Raw genomic sequence first — 17,963 nt, forward strand, 5'->3', positions numbered from 1 at the left:
GCTCTCCAAAGGCCAACCGAGGGTGGAGAGATCTAGGATTGGCCGAAGCCGTGTCGTGCCCGAGAAAACAGCAGCCGGACTGTCACTGCACGCGGTAATAGCTAGAATTCTCGAGGGTGCGGCCTCGTCGAGAGCAGCAGAGGCCGGAGCCCCTCGATCATTGACCACCGTCGGTCCCGCTGAAGACTAGCATCGCTAAGGTTGCCGCCGTCGAATGACGGCTTCGGGGCAGGTATGGCTACAGTCCGCTTCTGGCCGAACCCGGCCGATCAATCCCGCTCACCTTGTAAACATACCGGTACACCATTGCTGCTCGCATGGCATTCCGTCGTTGTTGCCATCCATCATCACGCCCGGACAGTTTTTCAGGAAGGACGTCGCCTCTGAGCAGGAGGTCATTTGCGAGCAATGGGTTCTGCCGTCGCAGCGGAATTTTGATTCAGCACTTTCGACGACACGCTGTACGCTTTCCTGTGGAATGTCGACGGCCGCTTGAGACTTGGTGAAGCGTGGGTAGATTTCGGCATAGCCATAGGCTAGGAGCGCCCCGAATACAAGCAGTTTTGCGATGGATGCGATCGGACTCCGCTTTGCCCGTTTTCGATCTAGCGCGTGACGGCGCACGGGTGCTAGCTTGGGTCGGCCAGGGCGGGAAACGCCGACGGCGCGTTTCTTGCGGTCCTTGTCGAGTTCGATCTCGAACGACAACGGCTCCCCGATTTGCGGACGACGACCGTCGCGAGGAAATGCGGAAACATGTACGAAGACTTCCGGTCCTCCGTCCTTCGGCACAATGAAACCGAAACCTCGATCGTCGTTCCATTTGCCAAGAGTGCCTTCGATTCGCATTGGTGCCGGCCCGAATGTCATGTTCGGCGAGAGGATAGCATGCTGAAAAACGAAGCGCCGCGCGCGTGCTGCAGCGCATACGAGTGCGCCGGGGCAGCTTGAGGTGGCGACTGAGCGCTGCCCTCATCGCCTCGAACGGATCATCGACCCCCATCCTGGGGTGCAGCGATTCGGTACGGCAGGGTTTATCCGCCGCACCGCCGCCGCCGCGCAATTCGAGCAGCATGAGCGGCGATACAAGCTGTCGATGGCGACCCAGGTGGATAGCGCGGTCTAGACACTGCGGATCACTCGGCATGGATTTCCGGCTGCAAGTACGCCTTCCGGAATGTCACGTGTCACGACGCTACCCGCTCCAATGATCGTTCGAGACCCGATACGGACTCCGGCCAGAATCAGTGCTCCACCTCCCACCCACACGTCTGCCCCGATCTCGATCGGCTTTCCGTATTCCTGCTTCCTGCGTAGATCGGCGTCGAGTGGATGCAACGGCGTGAGGATTTGCACGCCCGGGCCGAATAACGTGTAGTCGCCGATGCGGACTTCGCACACATCGAGAACGGTGCAATTGAAGTTGAAAAATACGCGCGCGCCGAGGCGAATGTTGGAACCGTAGTCACAATAGAAGGGCGGTTGCATCCAGACGGTATCGCCACCGGCGCCGAATAGGTCTTCGAGGACGCGGCGTCTGACGCCCTGCTCCGACTCTTTCGTGGCGTTCAGCGTTTGGCATAAGGCGCGTGCCTGGTCCCGCCGGGCAACCAGGTCCGGGTCGAACGGATCATAAAGCTCTCCCGCGAGCATTTTTTCCCTTTCGGTCCTCACGACTCCTCCGACGGCTGTCCAAACTCTGCCAGGCGGAGGCCATGGCAGGACCGATTCGGACCGGACCCTTCGCACCCGGTTCCGTTTTCCCGCTCCAGGGGTTTTACCTGACAGGCCCTCTCGCTGCCAGTCCAGGCACGCGCGTTTCACTTCGGAGCGTTGCGACGACGCAAGCCCTGCTTCCGCTTCTCCGCTGAAGAACTACTCTTTAACGGCGTCCGTTTCGACTCGGAACAGGCCGCGGCAGCCGGTGGAGGAGGACACGATGAAGCGAATGGACCTGGCGATGTACCTGGCCCGGCTCGGCGCGGCGCTGTTCGTCGCCACCGCGGTGCTAGCCCCGCTGGCGCTCGCGGCGGAAGGCGGATCAGCGTCGGCCACGTCGATCGGCGTGCCGCAAATCGACCCGGCGCAGGCTACCGGTTCGTCCGCGGGAAACGCCGCTTCTTCCCGCGGCGTCGTCTCCGTGTCGCATCCGCTCGCCGCGGCGGCTGGGGCGCAGATTCTCGAAGCGGGCGGCAACGCGATCGACGCGGCGGCCGCAATCCAGTTCGCGCTGAATGTCGTCGAACCGCAATTTTCGGGAATCGGCGGCGGCGGTTTCATGATGGTGCATCTCGCCGCGGAGAACCGCACGTTCATCGTCGACTCGCGCGAGAAGGCTCCTGCAGGGGCAAGCGCCGACATGTTCCTTGGGCAGACTTTCCTGGCTGCATCCACCAGCGGGCATTCGATCGGCGTTCCCGGCACGTTGAAGGGGATCGATTACGCGTTGCGCCAGTGGGGGAGCATGACGCTTGCTGCCACTCTCGCGCCAGCGATCCGGCTCGCGGAAGAGGGTTTCCGCATCAATCGGTTCCTCGCCGCCGACACGTACAACGTGCGCACAACGCTGCAGCCGGAGACGCGCGCGATTTTCCGCCTGCCCGACGGCAGCCCGCTGCCCGAAGGACATCTGCTCGTCCAGCCGGCGCTGGCGCAGACGTTCCGCCTGATCGCCCGCGACGGCGTCGATCCGTTCTACCGGGGGGATATCGCCCGCGCCATCCTCGACGTGCAGCTGCGGTCGCAGATCGGCCCTGCCGGCGCAGGGCGCATGACGGCGAGCGATCTCGCGGCTTATGACGTCGCCGTGCGCCAGCCGGTCGAAGGCGACTACCGTGGGTACACGATCAAGTCGATGCCGCCGCCCTCGTCCGGCGGCTTGGCGCTGCTCATGATGCTCGAGCTCCTCGAGCCGTTCCCGCTCGGCAGCGGCGACGGCTGGCGCTTTGGCGGACGCGATGCGTTGCACGCGATGATCGAGGCAATGCGGCTGACTTTTGCCGACCGGTCGGTATGGATGGGCGATCCGGACTTCGTTCCGGTGCCGGTGAAAGGACTGCTGTCCGAATGCTTTCTCGCGACGCGGCGCGCCTTCATCAACTCCGGTTCGCGCATGGCCACCCCGCTCCCTGGTGACCCGCGCGCCTGTGATTCGCCGAACCGCCGCCCTCACGACGAGCTGCCCCGCGTGCCGGCGGAGGAAGAGAAGAGCATGCATACGACCCACTTCTCGGTCGTCGACGCGGCCGGCAACTTCGTCAGCTACACGAGCACGACCGAGCACACGTGGGGAACCGGCATCCTCGTTCCGGGCTACGGTTTTCTGCTCAACAACCAGTTGACCGACTTCAACTTCACGCCGCAATTGAGCGCTTCGACCGGCAATCCGGGCGCAAACGATGCGGGACCGTTCAAGCGGCCACTGTCGTCGATGGCGCCGACGATCCTCTTCAAGGACGGCAAACCGCTCATTGCCTATGGCGCGTCAGGAGGTCCGACGATCATCAACACGGTGCTGAACATCACGCTGAACCTTGTCGATCACCGCATGGACATCCAGCAGGCGATCGACGCGCCCCGGCTGTCCGTCACGTCCGCAGCCGGAGCGGTGCGCTGCGAGGCCGGATTGCCGCCGGATTCGTTGCGGCAGCTCGTCGAACTCGGTCATGACCTGCCCGACGTGGCGGGCGTCCCTGTCTGCAATGAATCGATCGGATCCGTACAGGCTGTCGTCATCGAAATGCAGAACGGCAGGCGATACGGCGGTGCCGACCAAAGAAGCGAAGGCACGGTCATCGCCTTGCCAAGATAGGGGCGCCGATCGCCTCCGGTGAGTTTCACTGCCTTTTCGGGGCGGCAGGGGCCGAGGGGGAATCGCAGGGTGGGAACCTGCGCTTTCGCCAGTCCGAACGCCCGCCTTCTGCCTGCGTCCTTTCACGCCGCTTGCGGCAAGTGTCGCCGAAACCACGTTGCCGCGTGCTGCGCGACCGCTTCGAGCGTGCCGGGCTCCTCGAAAAGGTGCGTCGCGCCGGGGACGATCGTCAGCGCTTTCGTGCAGGAGAGCCTGGCGTACGCTTCCTGGTTCATGCGGATGACCGGCTCGTCCCGTCCGCCGACGAGGAGCAGCGTCGCGGCGCGCACCGCTTCGAGCGCGTCGCCCGCGAGATCCGGCCGGCCGCCGCGCGACACTACCGCCCTCACCTCGTCGCCGAGCGCCGCCGCCGCAACCAGCGCCGCGGCCCCGCCGGTGCTCGCGCCGAAATAGCCGAGCGGAAGATCCGCCGCGTCGGGCTGGCGCCGCAGCCAGCGCGTCGCTTCCCCGAGGCGGCCGGCGAGCAGCCCGATGTCGAAGCGCAGTTCGCCGGTCCGCGCGTCGACGGCCTCTTCGTCGAGGCTCAGCAGATCGAACAACAGCGTGCCGATCCCGGCGTCGCACAGGAAGCGCGCGACGAAACGGTTGCGCGGGCTGTGGCGGCTGCTCCCGCTGCCGTGGGCGAAAAGGACAATGCCCGCGGCGCCGTGCGGAATCGTCAGCTCACCCCCCAGCCGCACCGCACCGACCGGAATCTCGACTGCCCGTCCCGCTCCCGATGACTTTTCCGCCTGACTTGTCATGGCCGTCTCCCAGTTGATTCGCACCTCTTCATTGGGAGAGGAAGCGATGCAACGGTCGTGCCCGCAAGGGGGCTGGGCGTGTTCAGGTGCGGCGCAGCATCGGAGCCCTCTTCTTGCACCGTGGGTCGCTCGTGGCGCCATACATCCCGCTGATCGAGCCAACAGAAATTTTGTGTTGCGCCGCACAATCCGCTCGGCTATTCTTCGCCTGTCTCCTCCACCCTCCTCCTTTGGTGTGGATTTCAGCCCGGGCTCGCAAGCGCCCGGGCTTTCTTTTTTGCGGTCCACGAGGGCCCCTGCCGCCGCCAAAGCTGCGCTCCCGGCGCCGCGCGTCGCGAAAATCCGCCGCCCCTCGCAAAACGCTCGCGCTTGCGCTAGGGTGCGGGCAGTTATTCAGAACGGGAGATGACATGTTTCTATTCGACTGGTTGTTCGGCGCGAAAAAGGAAGTCGCCTCGACTGCGAAAACTCCGGACGCGACCGCGCCCGGAACCGCCGCGCCGCGTGTCGCCGCGACGGCTCCCGGCACGCAGATCCGGTACGACCCACAGCTGATCAGCGCGCTGAAGGAAGATCATCAGCACCTGCTCGGGATCTTTACCGCGATCGTCGCGGCACGCAACGCGGGGAATCTTTCACTCGCGCAGACGCAACTGGACCGCTTGCGGATCGGGCTGATGGATCACCTGCTCAAGGAAAACGTCCGGCTGTACGTCTACCTGGAACATTTCCTGAAGACCGACGCGGTCAGCCACGAGCTGATGCACGGTTTCCGTCACGAGATGGACGACATCGGCCGCGCCGTCGTCGACTTTCTCGACCGATACCGGCAGATCGGCACCCATCCGGAACTGGCGGCGCAGTTCGGTTCGGACCTCGACGCGATCGGCGAGGCCCTCGCCGGCCGGATCCGCCGCGAGGAAGAGATCCTTTACCCGATGTACCTGCCGCCGAACTGACGGCCCGTGTGTCAATGGGGGCGCCGCGCTTTTTCCGGTGTGGTGCCGGAAACGCTGCGCCCCGGCACCCGGCCGTTGCGTCGGGGAAAGCGCCTATTCGACCGTCACCGCCGTGCCGCTGACGGCGACCATCAGCATGCCGTTCTTTTCGCCCAGCACCTCGTAGTCGATATCGACTCCGACGACGGCATTCGCGCCGAGCCGGCCGGCCGCTTCGGCGAGGTCTTCGAACGCGGTTTCGCGGGCCGAGCGCAAAGTCTTTTCGTACGAACCCGACCGCCCGCCGACGATGTCGCGCACGGCAGCGAACATGTCCTTGAAGACGTTCGCGCCGATGATCGCCTCGCCGGCGACGACGCCGTGATAGCTGCGGATCGTCCTGCCTTCGATGGTCGGAGTCGTGGTCATCAGCATGGCTTGCCTCTGTCGTGGTTGCAAAGCGGATGCGGAGGATCGTGCAGGGGCTACGCGGCCCGTTTCTGCCGCGCGCCCACCGATGTGTCGCGCGATCGTCGTGCCTCGTCGAGCAGGTAGCGCTGGTAGTCGTCCAGGTCGCCGTCGAACGGCTCGACGCCGCCGCGCGCGACCAGCCAGAATTCGTCGCACACCGCGCGCAGCAGCGCGCGGTCGTGGCTGACGAGCATGACCGTGCCTTCGAACTCGTTGAGCGCGACACTGAGCGCTTCGCGCGTCGCCAGGTCGAGGTGGTTGGTCGGCTCGTCGAGCAGCAGCAGGTTGGGCCGTTGCCAGACGATCATGCACAGCACGAGGCGCGCCTTTTCGCCGCCGCTCATCGTGCCGACCGCCTGCTTGACCATGTCGCCGCTGAAGTTGAACGTGCCGAGGAAGTTGCGCAAGTCCTGTTCGCGCGCGGCGATCCAGCCGCTGCGCCCGCTGGCGAGGGTTTCTTTCGCCAGCCGTACCATGTGCTCGAGCGGCGTGTCCTGCGGGCGCAGCACGTCGAGTTCCTGCTGGGCGAAATAGCCGATGTTCAGGCCTTTGCCTTCGGTGATCTCGCCGCCGAGGACGTCGAGCGTGCGGGCGACCGTCTTCACCAGCGTCGACTTGCCCTGGCCGTTCGCGCCGAGGATGCCGATGCGCTGGCCGGCGTGCACTGAGCGGTTGATGTGGCGCACGATGACGGCAGGGGCGGTTCCGGCAGCCGCGCCCGGCGGCGGCGGATAGCCGAAGCTCGCGTCGTGCATCGACAGCATCGGGTTCGGCAAGTTGGCCGGTTCCTGGAATTCGAAGTTGAACTCCGCATCGGCGAGGACCGGCGCGATGCGCTCCATCCGCTCCAGCGCCTTGACGCGGCTTTGCGCCTGCTTCGCCTTGCTCGCCTTGGCCTTGAAGCGGTCGATGAATTTCTGCAGATGGGCGATCCGGTCCTGCTGCCGGGCCAGCGCCGACTGCTGCAACGCCAGCTGCTCGGCGCGCATGTCCTCGAAAGCGCTGTAGTTGCCGCCGTAGCGCACCAGCCGGGCGTTGTCGATGTGCAGCGTGACCTGCGTCACCGCGTCGAGGAACTCCCGGTCGTGGCTGATCACGACCAGCGTCCCGGCGTAACGCTTGAGCCACGCTTCGAGCCACACCAGCGCGTCCAGGTCGAGGTGGTTCGTCGGCTCGTCGAGCAGCAGCAGATCGGACGGGCACATCAGCGCGCGCGCGAGCTGCAGGCGCATGCGCCAGCCGCCGGAAAAGCTGTTGACCGGGTTCGTGAGCTCGGCACTGCGAAAGCCCAGCCCGAGAATCAGCGCCTGCGCCCGCGCTTCGGCGTCGTGCGCGCCGGCGTCATGGAGCGCCATGTAGGCGTGAGCCATGCGCATGCCGTCGTCGCTGGCCTCGGCGGCGTGCACCTCGGCGCGCGCGGCCAGCAGGACCGTGTCGCCGTCGATGACGAAGTCGGTCGCGCTCTGCGCGGTTTCGGGCATGTCCTGCGCGACCTGTGCCATGCGCCACTGCGACGGGATGGAATAATCGCCGGCGTCCTCGTGCAACACGCCGGTGAGCAGACCGAACAGACTGGATTTGCCGGCGCCGTTGCGGCCGACGAGGCCGACTTTTTCACCGGGATTGAGCGTGACCGAAGCGGTGTCGAGCAACACTTTGACACCGCGGCGCAGCGTGACGTTCTTGAGCGTGATCATGGGCGGGCTTTCGTTGGACGTGGCGCATGATAGCGAGCGCGCCATTCCATTCCTACGAAAACTTCCAGCGCGGATGCGAACGGCTCCCGCGCGGCCCGTGCAATCCGGGCGGCGCGAGGCGTCGCAGCTCCACGACGCCCGGCCACTGTCGCTCACGCATTTTCCGCCCGGACCGTGACCCCACGCAGCCGGATGTAAGGCCGGACCTCTTCTGCATTACGCAGGATGTCCGCAAGGGTGCGCTTGTCGAGGACCGCGAAGAAAGCTTCCAACGCGTCGCGAAACGTCGCCTGCAGTTCGCACACGGGCGACAGCACGCAGCGGTTGTTGACGCGGCTGAAGCATTCGACCAGCGCGAACTCCTGCTCCGCGGCACGCACCACCTGTCCGATGTTGATCTCGTCCGGCGGCTTCCTGAGCCGCACTCCGCCGCTGCGCCCGCGGGTGGTCTCGACGAGGCCGTCCAGGCTCAGGCGATGGATGATCTTCATCAGGTGGTTCTTGGATATGTCATAACCGTCGGCGATCTGCTGGATCGTCACCTGTTCGTTGCGATGCAGGCCGAGAAAAATCAACGTCCTGAGCGTGTAATCGGTGTAGTCGGTGAGCTTCATCCGGACCTCTTACCAGATTAAACATGTATTGGCCAGATTGCTTTTCGTAGCGCCGCAGAATAACATGTACGGCTTGTATATCTTTTGACCCTGCCGACGCGAAAGTACTCCTTCGCCGCTTCCGATTGCCATGGATATCCCCACCCTCCTCCTTTCTTCCTTCATCATCGCAGTGACCGGCCTGTTCGTTTTCATCTGGTCGCTGCGCAAAGGCGTGCTCGATCCGGATCCCGCAGCGGCCAAAGTCATCTTCGGCCCCGGCGAGATCGGCCGGGTCGAAGAGCCGGCCGTCACTTCGGCGGCCGAGCATCGCCTGCAGCGGTCAGTGACCGCTGTTGCGCCGGTCGAGCCGGATCCCGCCGCGTTGCGGACCCGGCTGGAGGCCGACCGCTCCGCGGCCCGCCCCGCGTTCGTGCTGCTGGGCTTCGCGGTACTGTGGCTGCTGGTCGCATCGCTTGCCGGCCTGACCAGTTCGATCAAGCTCCACGAGCCGGACTGGCTGACCCAGTACGCGTGGCTCACTTTCGGCCGCATCCGCAGCATCCATCTTAACGCCGTCGCTTATGGCTGGGCGCCGATGGCGGCGCTCGGCATCGCGCTGTGGATGATGCCGCGGCTGCTCAAGACGAAGCTCGTCGGTGCACGTTTCGCGATTTCCGGCGCGCTGCTGTGGAACCTCGGGCTCGCGGTCGGCATCGGCTGCATCGCCGCCGGCATCAACGACGGCATGGAATGGCTGGAAATCCCGTGGCAGGTCGGCACGCTGTTCGCCGTCGGCGGCGCGCTGATCGGCCTGCCGCTGGTGTTCACGCTGCGGCACCGGCAGGTGGAACACCTGTACGTCTCGGTGTGGTACATGGGCGCCGCGCTGTTCTGGTTCCCGGTGCTGTACATCGTCGCGAAGCTGCCGAATCTCCACTTCGGCGTCGAGCAGGCGACGATGAACTGGTGGTTCGGCCACAACGTGCTCGGCCTCTTCTACACGCCGCTGTCGCTGGCCGCAGTCTATTACCTGCTGCCGAAAGTGATCGGGCGGCCGATCCAGTCCTACAACCTGTCGCTGATCGGCTTCTGGTGCCTCGCGTTTTTCTACGGTCAGGTCGGCGGACACCATCTGGTCGGCGGGCCGGTGCCGGAGTGGCTGATCACGCTGTCGATCGTGCAGAGCGTGATGATGATCATCCCGGTCGTGGCGTTTTCGGTGAACCAGCATCTGACGATGCGCGGCAATTTCTCCGCCCTGCGCCATTCGCCGACGCTGCGCTTCGTCGTGCTGGGCGGAATGATGTACACGCTGAGCTCGATCCAGGGCTCGTTCGAGGCACTGCGCAGCGTCAGCACGGTCACCCACTTCACCCATTTCACCGTCGCTCACGCCCATCTCGGGCTGTACGGTTTCGTGACGCTGGTGATGTTCGGCGCCATCTACTTCGCGATGCCGCGCATCGTGTCGCGCGAATGGCCGTATCCGAAGCTCATCGCGCTGCACTTCTGGCTCGTGACGATCGGGTTCGCGATCTACTTCGTGACGCTGACGATCGGCGGCGTGCTGCAGGGACTGAGCATGCTCGACGCCAGCCAGCCTTTCATGGAGTCGGTACGCGTGACCCTGCCGTACCTGCAGGGTCGTTCGATCGGTGGCGCGCTGATGACGCTCGGCCATCTGGTGTTTGCCGCGCACTTCGTGGTGATGGCGTTGCGCCGGGGGCCGCAGCGCAGTGAAGCCGCCTTGCTCCGTCCCCTCGCTGCGGCTGCCTGAACCATGGAAAATGGCGTCAAACTCATCTCCGGCGCGCTGGTCACTCTGGCCATCGCAACGGTCTCCCTCGTCGTGCTGCCTTATCTGCAGCTGCAGGACGTGCCGCCCACGCCGGGCCTGAAACCCTACACTGAAGTCGAACTGCGCGGACGGCAGGAATACATCAAGCAGGGTTGCCTGTACTGCCATTCGCAGCAGCCACGCGACCCCCGCCAGGCTCCCGACGACCAGCGCGGCTGGGGCCGGCCGTCAGTCGCGGGGGACTACTATTACGACCGCCCGCATCTGCTCGGCACGATGCGCACCGGCCCCGATCTGCTGAACATCGGCGCCCGCCAGTCGAGCGTCGACTGGCAGCTCGGCCACCTGTACCAGCCGCGTGCCTACGTGCCGGGCAGCATCATGCCGGGCTATCCCTACCTGTTCGAGATCAAGGAAGCCGCCGCGCCGGGCGACAGGATCGTCACGCTGCCACCCGAGTTCGCACCCGCGCGCGGAGTCGTCGTCGCGACGCAGGCGGCCGAGGACCTCGTCAGTTATCTGCTGTCGCTCGACCGGACTTTCCCCGCGCTCGCCGCCGGTGCCGATTCCCGGCGCGCCACAAACTGACCCGCAGGGCTGCATCGACCATGACCGACCAATCCCGCAACGACATCCCGCAACGCCGCGAACACCCCGACCCGCATGAAGCGTTGAACCCGGTGCCCGCCATCCTGCTGGCGATGATCGCGCTGCTGCTCGCGTGGGCCGTCCATTATCTCTACACGGCGCAGCCGGCCACCGATCCAGCGTTGGGGGACCGGCGCAGCGTCGAGATCCTTGCCGCCCTGCCGGCGAAAGCGGCGGATGGCGGCCAGATTTTCAGCGCGAATTGCGCGGCCTGCCATCAGGCGGCCGGGACCGGCATCCCGCAGGTGTTCCCGCCGCTCGCCGGTTCGGAGTGGGTGACCGGCAAGGAGCCGGCGCTGATCCAGATTCTGCTGCACGGCGTCGCCGGCAGCATCGAAGTCGGTGGAGTGACTTACAACGGTGCGATGCCGGCGTTCGGCGACAAGTTCGACGACGCCGAGATAGCCGCGCTTCTCAGTTACATCCGCGGTGAATGGGGCAACCAGGCCGAGCCGGTCACGCCGGAGTCGGTGCAGGCCCAGCGCGCAGCGACCGCCGACCGCACGGCGCCGTGGAATGGCGGCGCCGAACTCGTGCAGCTGAAGTAGGGCGCCACGCGCAGTGTCCGTCCTGCGTACCGCCGTCGCGCTCATGCTGGTTGCGGCGCTCGGCATCATCGCGTTCGCCGGCATGACCGACGGTTTTCGCGTCGTCACCAGCGAGGCGGCGCGCCGCCTGGCGGTGGCCGAACGCCCTGCCGTCGTGCCGGACGTGCGACTGGCCGGTGCGGACGGAACGATCCGGCCGCTGCATGCGGCACTCGCCAGCGACCGGCGGGTCGCCCTCGTCGATTTCATCTACACGCGCTGCGACACGATCTGCTCCGTGCTCGGCAACGAGTTCCAGCAGCTGCAGCGGGAGATCGTCGCGCAGGGCCTGCAGGACCGGGTCCGCCTGATCACGATCAGTTTCGACCCCGCCCACGACGATCCCGCGACCCTCGCCCTCTACGCTATACGCATGAACGCGAATCCTGCGCTGTGGCAGTTTGCCACCGTCGCCGACACGCGGAAACTGATGCCGCTACTGGCGAGCTTCGGCATCGTCGTGATCCCGGACGGGATGGGCGGCTTCGTGCACAACGCGGCGATCCACGCGGTCACGCCCGATGGCCGGCTGGCCCGGATTCACGGTCTGGGCGAATTCCGCCAGGCCTTGTACGAGGCGGCCGGACTCGCCGCGGCAGGCCAAGGATGAGCGGCCGCGCGTGCGTTGCCCTCGCGCTGGCCGTCGTCGCCGCAAGCGGGCTGCCGCCGTTGCGCGCGTGGCTGGAGGCGGACATGGCCCGCCACATGCTGCTGCAGTTCCCGCTGCTGCTGCTGGCCGGCGGACTGCTGGCGTCCGCTTTGCCGGCGCGCTTGCGTCGATGCATCGACGCCTGCAACGTACACGGCCTCAGCGGACTGTTCCTGTTCCTGCTGGTGTCCGGCTTTTGGATGGTCCCGCGGGCGCTGGACGAGGCGCTGCTCTCCGTCTGGGTCGAGCTGGCCAAGTTCGGTTCGCTGCTCGGCGCCGGCGCTGGGCTGCAGCTCTCGTGGCGCGCCGCGGCGCCGATCGTCCAGGCCTTTTTTCTCGGCAACTGGGCGTGGATGAGCGCGGCGGTCGGCCTGCTTTACCAGGACGTCACGGTCCGCTTGTGCAACCTATACCTGCTGGATCAGCAGCTCGTCGCGGGGCGCGGGCTCGTCGTGCTGGCACTGGTGCTGCCCGTGATCTGGGTTGGCACTCTGGCCCGGAGCGGCTATTTGGGAAATTTCCTGTCCGACGACGCAGCGGTTGCCGGTCGTGACCGGCCTCCGTCCTCTCCTGCGGAACCGGCCCGTGCATCTCGCGGTTTCCCGGCACCGACCGATGCGCAACGCCCCTCATGACGCGCCCCCTCCGGAACATCGTCGTCGCATTCCACGGGCTTCCCGATCACCCGCTCGGCGCACCCGCGGCTGCCGGCCCTACCAGCTGCGCACGCGGCCGGTGTCGAGGTGGACGAACTGGTCGTGCGGATAGTAGCCGACGCCGCCGACACCCAGAGACAGCGCCGCATCGCGCAGATCGGCAAGCGGGGTGTCGGCGATGCGCACGTCGATCGCCTTGCCGTCCATGTGCAGGCTGCGCTTGGCAACGCCGCCGCCGCGCGTGTTGCGCAGCGTCGAATTGGTGGTCGGGCAGCGGTAGCCCGAAATCACCTGGAACGACTCGCGCGAGCCGAGCGTGAGCTTAAGCCGGTAGAGCAGATCGAACAGTTTGGGGTCCATGTGGCCGACTTCGCCGGAATAATGATCGCGCATGAAACGGTTGAGCTTCGTCAGCGCCTCGGGCACGTATCGCTCGCCGACGGCATACACGACCGAGACGCGCTCGCCGGTATGAGTATGGTCGAACGCGAGGCTGCGCGCGTCGCGCACCGAAGCGCTCGCTGACCGCGCGAAAGGCAGCGCCGCGCCGGCGACGGCCAGCCTGGCGGATTGACGGAGAAAATGGCGTCGGGAATGCACGGTCTGCTTCATCTTCGAAGTTCCAGGGTCAGGGTCAGTATCGGGTATCGCGCCCTTTCTGCTGCGCAAGGGACGGTTGGCCGCTTCGGGCGGGCTGCCGCAGCGCCGCATCGAGCAATGTGTCGTGCCCGTAGATGTCCCGGAAAAAATAGACCATGCCGTCGCTTTTGACCAGGACCGTGCTGTAGGCAATCACCACCGGCAAAGGTTCGCGAAGCCGCAGCGTCTTCGACACCCCTCCGGCCATCGCCGCGCGGATGCGCTCTTCGCTCCACTCGGGGTCATCCTGCAGCACGAATTTCGCCAGCACCACGGGCTCTTCGACGCGAATGCAGCCGTGGCTGAAATCGCGCCGGTCCTTGCCGAAGAGGCGGGGGGTCGACGTGTGGTGCAGGAAAATGTTGTCGTTGTTCGGGAAAATGAACTTGATGTCGCCCAGTGCGTTGCTCGGTCCCGGGCGCTGGCGGATGCGCATCTCGCCGCGCAGCACCGCGTCCAGGTATTCCGGCGCGAACGTCGGGATCACCTGCCCGTTGCCGGTGACGAATTCGAAGCCCTGCTGGCGCAGATACGCGGCATCGCGGCGCAGCTTGGGAATCGTTTCCGCCCGGGCGATCGACGGCGGGACGTTCCAGTAGGGGCTGAACTCGATGAAACGCATGTCCTCGTCGAAAAGCGGGGTGCGCGTGTCGAGTGCGCTGCCGACGATGACTTTCATCGCCGTCTTGACTTCGACCCGGCCATCGCGCGCCTCATAGGCTCGCAACACGAATTCGGGGACGTTGACGACGATCATGCGCGGCCCCTGCAGCAGCGGCGTCCAGCGCAGGCGTTCCAGCGTCAGCTCGATCTGCCGCACGCGCGCGACCGGCGACACGTCGAGCTGTTCGAGCGTCGCCTTGCCGACGACGCCGTCCTCGGCGAGTCCGTGGCGCCGCTGGAAAGCCTTGACGCCTTCGACGAGCGCACCCTCGTAGCGCAGCGGCACCGGCGTGGCGGCCGGCAAGTCGCCGAGCGCGACCAGGCGTTGCATCAGGACAGGCATTCCCGCATACGCTTGCCCTGGCTCCAGCTTGCGCTGCGGCGGGCGCGGCAGCGCGGCAAGCCACGGCGCAATTCCGGACGGATCGCGAGCCAGGATGCGGTAGCGCCGCAGCGCTTCGCGCACGTTCGCGTAAAGCGGCAGCACGGGCGCGACGCGGCGCACCGCGTCCGGCAGGCGGCGCTCGAGCACCGCCGCGTACAGGTAGGTGACGGGATCGAAACCGTCCGCGGCCGGTGCGACGAAATTCGCATGGACCTGGCGCGGGTCGACGCGGCCGAAACGCAGGTCCGTCAGGTAGCGCTGCATCGCTGCCGTCAGCGCGATATCGAGCTGCGCGACGTCCTCGTCTGCCCACGCCCACCCGTCGGCCGCATCGGCAACGGCGCGGCGCAGCCCTTCGGCATCGTAATCGCGCGCATCGAGCCCGTCTTCGGCGGCCGCCGCGAGGATATCGACGGCCTGCCACGCCTGCGCACTCGGTCGCCCGCCGTCGAACCACAGCGGCTCCGCTGCCGCTGCGCCCGCGCCCAGCACCGCCACGCAGAAAACCGCCGCGCGCCTGCGTCCTGCGACGCAGCTGAGGAAAACAGAAAAAAGTCCGAATATTCCGGATTGGCTCACCCTGGGTCATCTCCTTCTGGCGCGACATGAACCCGGTTCGCGTCGCCTTCCAGCCAGTCTACCGTGCTTCTTCCAGTCGTCTACGAGCGCTTTTCGCCACCCGGGTTCACGCCGGCGCGGCCGTCACTTGCGCCGCCGGCGCCTGACGACATCCATGACTTTCTCGATATGCCGTCGCGCCTGCTTGTTCGCACGCTCCGACTTGACGTCGAGCGCTTTCTGCACGAGCGCATGGAACGCGACGAGGTCGAGCAGCGGATAGTCGTCGAGCACGCCCTGATCCTGGAAGAACTCGGCGATCCAGCGCGGGTCGAGTTCGACCCTGCCCGTCTCGTGCAGGTATTCGGTGGCCGCCATCTCGACGTATTCGGAAAGTTTCCGCATTCCTCGCTCCCGCCAAGCACCCCCACGCCGGCGCGCACGCCTTTTGACCTCACGGCGGAAGACTTGTCCCGGCGTCTTGCGATGTTCGTGCCTCGTCCTTCGGACGGACGCAAATCTCGCTTCCGTGCGTTCCGTCACGCGCCGCCCGGCGATTATTGAGCGCGGTCAAGACACTCCCAAAATAGCTGACTAGACTGCTCGCCTGTTGCCTCATCCTTTTTCGACCGCGGAAAAACTCCATGCTGTTTGCGACCCACAAAAAGGCCTTTCATCTGGCCGAATCCCGGCGGGCAGCACTTGCCGAGGAGAACGTCCGCCTGCAGGCGCGCCTCGTGGCGGTTGAAACGGCCGCGCACGGATGATGGAGAATACCGCCCACGAACTGGGGCTCGACGCCGCCGAGATCGCCGAACGCAAGCGTTTCCTCGATTTCGGCGAAGAGGACGTCGTGCGCCTGCGCGCGATGGACGCGGGCGTCGCCGAAGCGCGCAGCGGATTCGCCGACGCCTTCTACGACTACCTGCGGAGTTATGCGCCGCTCGCGGCACTGCTCCACGACGAGGACGCGGTGAGCCGGCTCAAGGCCGCGCACGACCGCTATTTCGCCGAGCTGACCGAGGGCGAATACGGCTTCGACTACGTTCAGCGGCGCCTCAAGGTCGGACTTGTGCATGCGCAGATCGGCCTCGAACCGAAATGGTACGTCGGGGCTTTCCGCAAGTACCTCGCTGACATGCTGCCGGCGCTGTGGGACCAGACCGGCGGCGAGCGCGACCGGTTTCTCGCCGCCTGCGATTCGCTGCTCAAGGTCGTCGTGTTCGACCTGTGCCTGACGCTCGACACCTATATCCATGCCGACAAGCGCAGCATCGCGCTGCGCGACCGCGCGATCGAATCCAGCGTCAACGGCGTGTTCATCGCCGACGCCAGCTGCGCCGACTACCCGCTGATCTACGTGAATCCGGCGTTCGAGCGCATCCTCGGCTTCGCTCCCGGCAGCGCCTTGGGCAGGGCCTGCATCTGCCGCGACGGCGTGCCCGGTGAAGTGTGCAATGGGTACACCGACATCTGCCAGGCGATCAGCCGCGGCACCGAAGGCTACACCGTGCTGAACCTGGAACGGGAGAACGGCGCGCAGCAATCGGTCGAACTGTTTCTCGCGCCGGTCGAGAACGAATCCGGCGATGTGACGCATTTCATCGGCGTGCTGAACGACGTCACCGCCCGTACCCACGCCGAAAAACGCCTGATTCATCAGGCGAGCCACGACGCCCTCACCGGGCTGCCCAACCGCAACCTGCTCAACGACCGCATCACCCACGCGATCGCCCGCAGCCGCGGGCGGCTGACCGCGGTGATGTTCCTCGACCTCGACCGCTTCAAACTGGTGAACGACAGTTACGGCCACGCCGTCGGCGATGCCCTGATCCGTGAAGTCGCGAACCGTGTGTCGGCGTGCCTGCGGGCCGGCGATACCGTCGCGCGGCTCGGTGGCGACGAGTTCGTGGTCCTGCTGGAAGACCTCGCCAGCATCGAGGACGCGGCACGCCTCGCAGCCAAGCTGCGTGACCGACTGTCCGAAAGCGTGCGTATCGGCTCCCTCGAACTGCCGCTGTCGGCAAGCATCGGCGTCGCGCTGGCACCGCGCGACGGGCGCGACCCGGAGATGCTGCTCAAGAACGCCGACATCGCGATGTACCGCGCGAAGGAACGCGGCCGCAACAACTACTGCTTCTACGGGCCGGAGATGGACCACCACGCCCGGCGCCGGCTGACCGTCGAAAGCGAACTGCGCCGTGCGCTCGCCGGCGGCGAACTGGAAGCCCATTACCAGCCGCAGGTGGACCTCGCGACGGGCGCGCTGACCGGCGCCGAAGCGCTGGTGCGCTGGCGCCATCCCGAGCGCTGCCTGCTGCTGCCGGGCGAGTTCATCGCGGTGGCCGAGGAGACCGGCCTGATCGTGCCGCTCGGCGAGCAAGTTCTGCGCGCCGCGTGCCGGCAGAGCACGCGGTGGCGCGAAGCGGGGCGGCCGGACCTGAAGGTGGCGGTGAATCTGTCGGGACACCAGTTCCGCCAGCACGATCTCGTCGAACAGGTCTGCGACATCCTCGCCGAGACCGGCGCCCACGCCGCACAGCTCGAACTGGAGATCACCGAGAGCGTCGCGATGGCCGATGCGGACGGCAGCGTCGCGACCCTCGCCGGCCTGCGCCGCCAGGGCATCGCGCTGGCGATCGACGATTTCGGCACCGGTTATTCATCGCTGTCCTATCTCAAGCGCTTCCCGATCGACACGCTGAAGATCGACCGTTCATTCATTCAGGGTATTCCGGCGGATGGCGACGACACCGCGATCGTCCAGGCGATCATCGCGATGGCGCGCAGCCTGCGCCTGTCGCTGCTCGCCGAGGGCGTCGAAACTCCGGCACAGCGCGAATTCCTCGTCGCCCAGGGCTGCAGGTCGGGGCAGGGTTTCCTGTTCGGACGGGCGATGCCGGCGGAAGACTTTCACCACATCATCGCGCGCGCGGCCGCCGCCGGATGACGCGCAGCCGCTGAGCGTCTGCGGGCGCGCGTCACGGCCGACGCAACCCTCCGGCTGCGCCACACTGCCGGCCCGCGGGCGATCGCCGTCACCTCGTGGGCCCGGTTCGGAGAT

The 17,963-nt window shown here is 66.2% G+C and carries 18 protein-coding genes; 9 read left to right on the top strand and 9 right to left on the bottom strand.

Annotated features, from left to right (window positions below; genetic code table 11):
- Window positions 1–279 precede the first annotated feature (279 nt).
- Together EBN1_RS08060 and EBN1_RS08070 are read right to left on the bottom strand one after the other, a co-directional pair.
- Window positions 280–849, bottom strand: a complete 570-nt coding sequence (locus EBN1_RS08060) for a cold shock domain-containing protein (protein WP_011237453.1) — start codon at window positions 847–849, stop codon at window positions 280–282.
- A gap of 273 nt (window positions 850–1,122) precedes the next feature.
- Window positions 1,123–1,674: a sugar O-acetyltransferase gene (locus EBN1_RS08070; protein WP_011237454.1), complete on the bottom strand. Its 552-nt coding sequence runs from the start codon at window positions 1,672–1,674 to the stop codon at window positions 1,123–1,125.
- 265 nt (window positions 1,675–1,939) lie between these two features.
- On the opposite strand from EBN1_RS08070, the gene ggt reads away from it, so the two are divergent.
- Window positions 1,940–3,811: a gamma-glutamyltransferase gene (gene ggt, locus EBN1_RS08075; protein WP_011237455.1), complete on the top strand. Its 1,872-nt coding sequence runs from the start codon at window positions 1,940–1,942 to the stop codon at window positions 3,809–3,811.
- Between the two features lie 122 nt (window positions 3,812–3,933).
- Here ggt and EBN1_RS08080 read toward each other — a convergent pair whose 3' ends face one another.
- On the bottom strand, window positions 3,934–4,614 hold the full coding sequence (locus tag EBN1_RS08080; protein ID WP_011237456.1) for a dienelactone hydrolase family protein: 681 nt from the start codon (window positions 4,612–4,614) through the stop codon (window positions 3,934–3,936).
- 410 nt (window positions 4,615–5,024) lie between these two features.
- Here EBN1_RS08080 and EBN1_RS08085 point away from each other — a divergent pair, with 410 nt between their 5' ends.
- Complete coding sequence (locus EBN1_RS08085) at window positions 5,025–5,573, top strand: hemerythrin domain-containing protein (RefSeq protein ID WP_041646025.1); 549 nt, start codon at window positions 5,025–5,027, stop codon at window positions 5,571–5,573.
- Between the two features lie 93 nt (window positions 5,574–5,666).
- Here the strand turns inward: EBN1_RS08085 and EBN1_RS08090 are convergent, their stop codons facing one another.
- The 3 genes from EBN1_RS08090 to EBN1_RS08100 form a co-directional block, all read right to left on the bottom strand.
- On the bottom strand, window positions 5,667–5,987 hold the full coding sequence (locus EBN1_RS08090; RefSeq protein WP_011237458.1) for a heavy metal-binding domain-containing protein: 321 nt from the start codon (window positions 5,985–5,987) through the stop codon (window positions 5,667–5,669).
- Window positions 5,988–6,037: 50 nt separating this feature from the next.
- Window positions 6,038–7,720 carry an ABC-F family ATP-binding cassette domain-containing protein gene (locus EBN1_RS08095; RefSeq protein WP_041646027.1) on the bottom strand — a complete coding sequence of 561 codons (1,683 nt, stop codon included), beginning with the start codon at window positions 7,718–7,720 and terminating at the stop codon, window positions 6,038–6,040.
- A gap of 152 nt (window positions 7,721–7,872) precedes the next feature.
- Window positions 7,873–8,334 (bottom strand): RrF2 family transcriptional regulator, encoded by a 462-nt coding sequence (locus tag EBN1_RS08100; RefSeq protein ID WP_011237460.1) that lies wholly within the window; start codon window positions 8,332–8,334, stop codon window positions 7,873–7,875.
- Between the two features lie 130 nt (window positions 8,335–8,464).
- On the opposite strand from EBN1_RS08100, the gene EBN1_RS08105 reads away from it, so the two are divergent.
- From EBN1_RS08105 to EBN1_RS08125, 5 genes are read left to right on the top strand one after another with little or no spacing between them, the layout of a single operon-like run.
- The gene (locus EBN1_RS08105) at window positions 8,465–10,093 is read left to right on the top strand and encodes a cbb3-type cytochrome c oxidase subunit I (protein ID WP_011237461.1); all 1,629 of its coding nucleotides are present in this window, start codon (window positions 8,465–8,467) and stop codon (window positions 10,091–10,093) included.
- Between the two features lie 3 nt (window positions 10,094–10,096).
- Window positions 10,097–10,702, top strand: a complete 606-nt coding sequence (locus EBN1_RS08110) for a cbb3-type cytochrome c oxidase subunit II (RefSeq protein ID WP_011237462.1) — start codon at window positions 10,097–10,099, stop codon at window positions 10,700–10,702.
- A 20-nt stretch (window positions 10,703–10,722) separates the two neighbouring features.
- Window positions 10,723–11,310 (top strand): c-type cytochrome, encoded by a 588-nt coding sequence (locus tag EBN1_RS08115; protein WP_011237463.1) that lies wholly within the window; start codon window positions 10,723–10,725, stop codon window positions 11,308–11,310.
- 13 nt (window positions 11,311–11,323) lie between these two features.
- Window positions 11,324–11,959: an SCO family protein gene (locus EBN1_RS08120; protein ID WP_011237464.1), complete on the top strand. Its 636-nt coding sequence runs from the start codon at window positions 11,324–11,326 to the stop codon at window positions 11,957–11,959.
- The gene (locus EBN1_RS08125; RefSeq protein WP_011237465.1) at window positions 11,956–12,633 is read left to right on the top strand and encodes a hypothetical protein; all 678 of its coding nucleotides are present in this window, start codon (window positions 11,956–11,958) and stop codon (window positions 12,631–12,633) included. Before EBN1_RS08120 ends, EBN1_RS08125 begins: the two co-directional genes overlap by 4 nt.
- A gap of 78 nt (window positions 12,634–12,711) precedes the next feature.
- Here the strand turns inward: EBN1_RS08125 and mepK are convergent, their stop codons facing one another.
- The 3 genes from mepK to EBN1_RS08140 form a co-directional block, all read right to left on the bottom strand.
- Window positions 12,712–13,266, bottom strand: a complete 555-nt coding sequence (gene mepK / locus EBN1_RS08130; RefSeq protein WP_011237466.1) for a peptidoglycan L,D-endopeptidase MepK — start codon at window positions 13,264–13,266, stop codon at window positions 12,712–12,714.
- 22 nt (window positions 13,267–13,288) lie between these two features.
- Window positions 13,289–14,839, bottom strand: coding sequence for a L,D-transpeptidase family protein (locus EBN1_RS08135; RefSeq protein ID WP_157866599.1), 1,551 nt, complete (start codon window positions 14,837–14,839; stop codon window positions 13,289–13,291).
- A gap of 204 nt (window positions 14,840–15,043) precedes the next feature.
- Window positions 15,044–15,304 (bottom strand): hypothetical protein, encoded by a 261-nt coding sequence (locus tag EBN1_RS08140; protein WP_041646029.1) that lies wholly within the window; start codon window positions 15,302–15,304, stop codon window positions 15,044–15,046.
- A 239-nt stretch (window positions 15,305–15,543) separates the two neighbouring features.
- On the opposite strand from EBN1_RS08140, the gene EBN1_RS08145 reads away from it, so the two are divergent.
- On the top strand, window positions 15,544–15,666 hold the full coding sequence (locus tag EBN1_RS08145) for a hypothetical protein (protein WP_256469882.1): 123 nt from the start codon (window positions 15,544–15,546) through the stop codon (window positions 15,664–15,666).
- Window positions 15,663–17,849 (top strand): putative bifunctional diguanylate cyclase/phosphodiesterase, encoded by a 2,187-nt coding sequence (locus EBN1_RS08150; RefSeq protein WP_241762830.1) that lies wholly within the window; start codon window positions 15,663–15,665, stop codon window positions 17,847–17,849. Before EBN1_RS08145 ends, EBN1_RS08150 begins: the two co-directional genes overlap by 4 nt.
- Window positions 17,850–17,963: the final 114 nt, after the last annotated feature.

The sequence above is a fragment of the Aromatoleum aromaticum EbN1 genome (assembly GCF_000025965.1).
GTDB classification, from domain to species: domain Bacteria; phylum Pseudomonadota; class Gammaproteobacteria; order Burkholderiales; family Rhodocyclaceae; genus Aromatoleum; species Aromatoleum aromaticum.

Excerpts from the sequence above, each read along its gene's own strand:
- EBN1_RS08060 (WP_011237453.1), bottom strand. The coding sequence starts at position 849 with ATGCGAATCGAAGGCACTCTTGGCAAATGGAACGACGATCGAGGTTTC.
- ggt (WP_011237455.1), top strand. The coding sequence starts at position 1,940 with ATGAAGCGAATGGACCTGGCGATGTACCTGGCCCGGCTCGGCGCGGCG.
- EBN1_RS08080 (WP_011237456.1), bottom strand. The coding sequence starts at position 4,614 with ATGACAAGTCAGGCGGAAAAGTCATCGGGAGCGGGACGGGCAGTCGAG.
- EBN1_RS08085 (WP_041646025.1), top strand. The coding sequence starts at position 5,025 with ATGTTTCTATTCGACTGGTTGTTCGGCGCGAAAAAGGAAGTCGCCTCG.
- EBN1_RS08090 (WP_011237458.1), bottom strand. The coding sequence starts at position 5,987 with ATGCTGATGACCACGACTCCGACCATCGAAGGCAGGACGATCCGCAGC.
- EBN1_RS08095 (WP_041646027.1), bottom strand. The coding sequence starts at position 7,720 with ATGATCACGCTCAAGAACGTCACGCTGCGCCGCGGTGTCAAAGTGTTG.
- EBN1_RS08100 (WP_011237460.1), bottom strand. The coding sequence starts at position 8,334 with ATGAAGCTCACCGACTACACCGATTACACGCTCAGGACGTTGATTTTT.
- EBN1_RS08105 (WP_011237461.1), top strand. The coding sequence starts at position 8,465 with ATGGATATCCCCACCCTCCTCCTTTCTTCCTTCATCATCGCAGTGACC.
- EBN1_RS08110 (WP_011237462.1), top strand. The coding sequence starts at position 10,097 with ATGGAAAATGGCGTCAAACTCATCTCCGGCGCGCTGGTCACTCTGGCC.
- EBN1_RS08115 (WP_011237463.1), top strand. The coding sequence starts at position 10,723 with ATGACCGACCAATCCCGCAACGACATCCCGCAACGCCGCGAACACCCC.
- EBN1_RS08125 (WP_011237465.1), top strand. The coding sequence starts at position 11,956 with ATGAGCGGCCGCGCGTGCGTTGCCCTCGCGCTGGCCGTCGTCGCCGCA.
- mepK (WP_011237466.1), bottom strand. The coding sequence starts at position 13,266 with ATGAAGCAGACCGTGCATTCCCGACGCCATTTTCTCCGTCAATCCGCC.
- EBN1_RS08140 (WP_041646029.1), bottom strand. The coding sequence starts at position 15,304 with ATGCGGAAACTTTCCGAATACGTCGAGATGGCGGCCACCGAATACCTG.
- EBN1_RS08145 (WP_256469882.1), top strand. The coding sequence starts at position 15,544 with ATGCTGTTTGCGACCCACAAAAAGGCCTTTCATCTGGCCGAATCCCGG.
- EBN1_RS08150 (WP_241762830.1), top strand. The coding sequence starts at position 15,663 with ATGATGGAGAATACCGCCCACGAACTGGGGCTCGACGCCGCCGAGATC.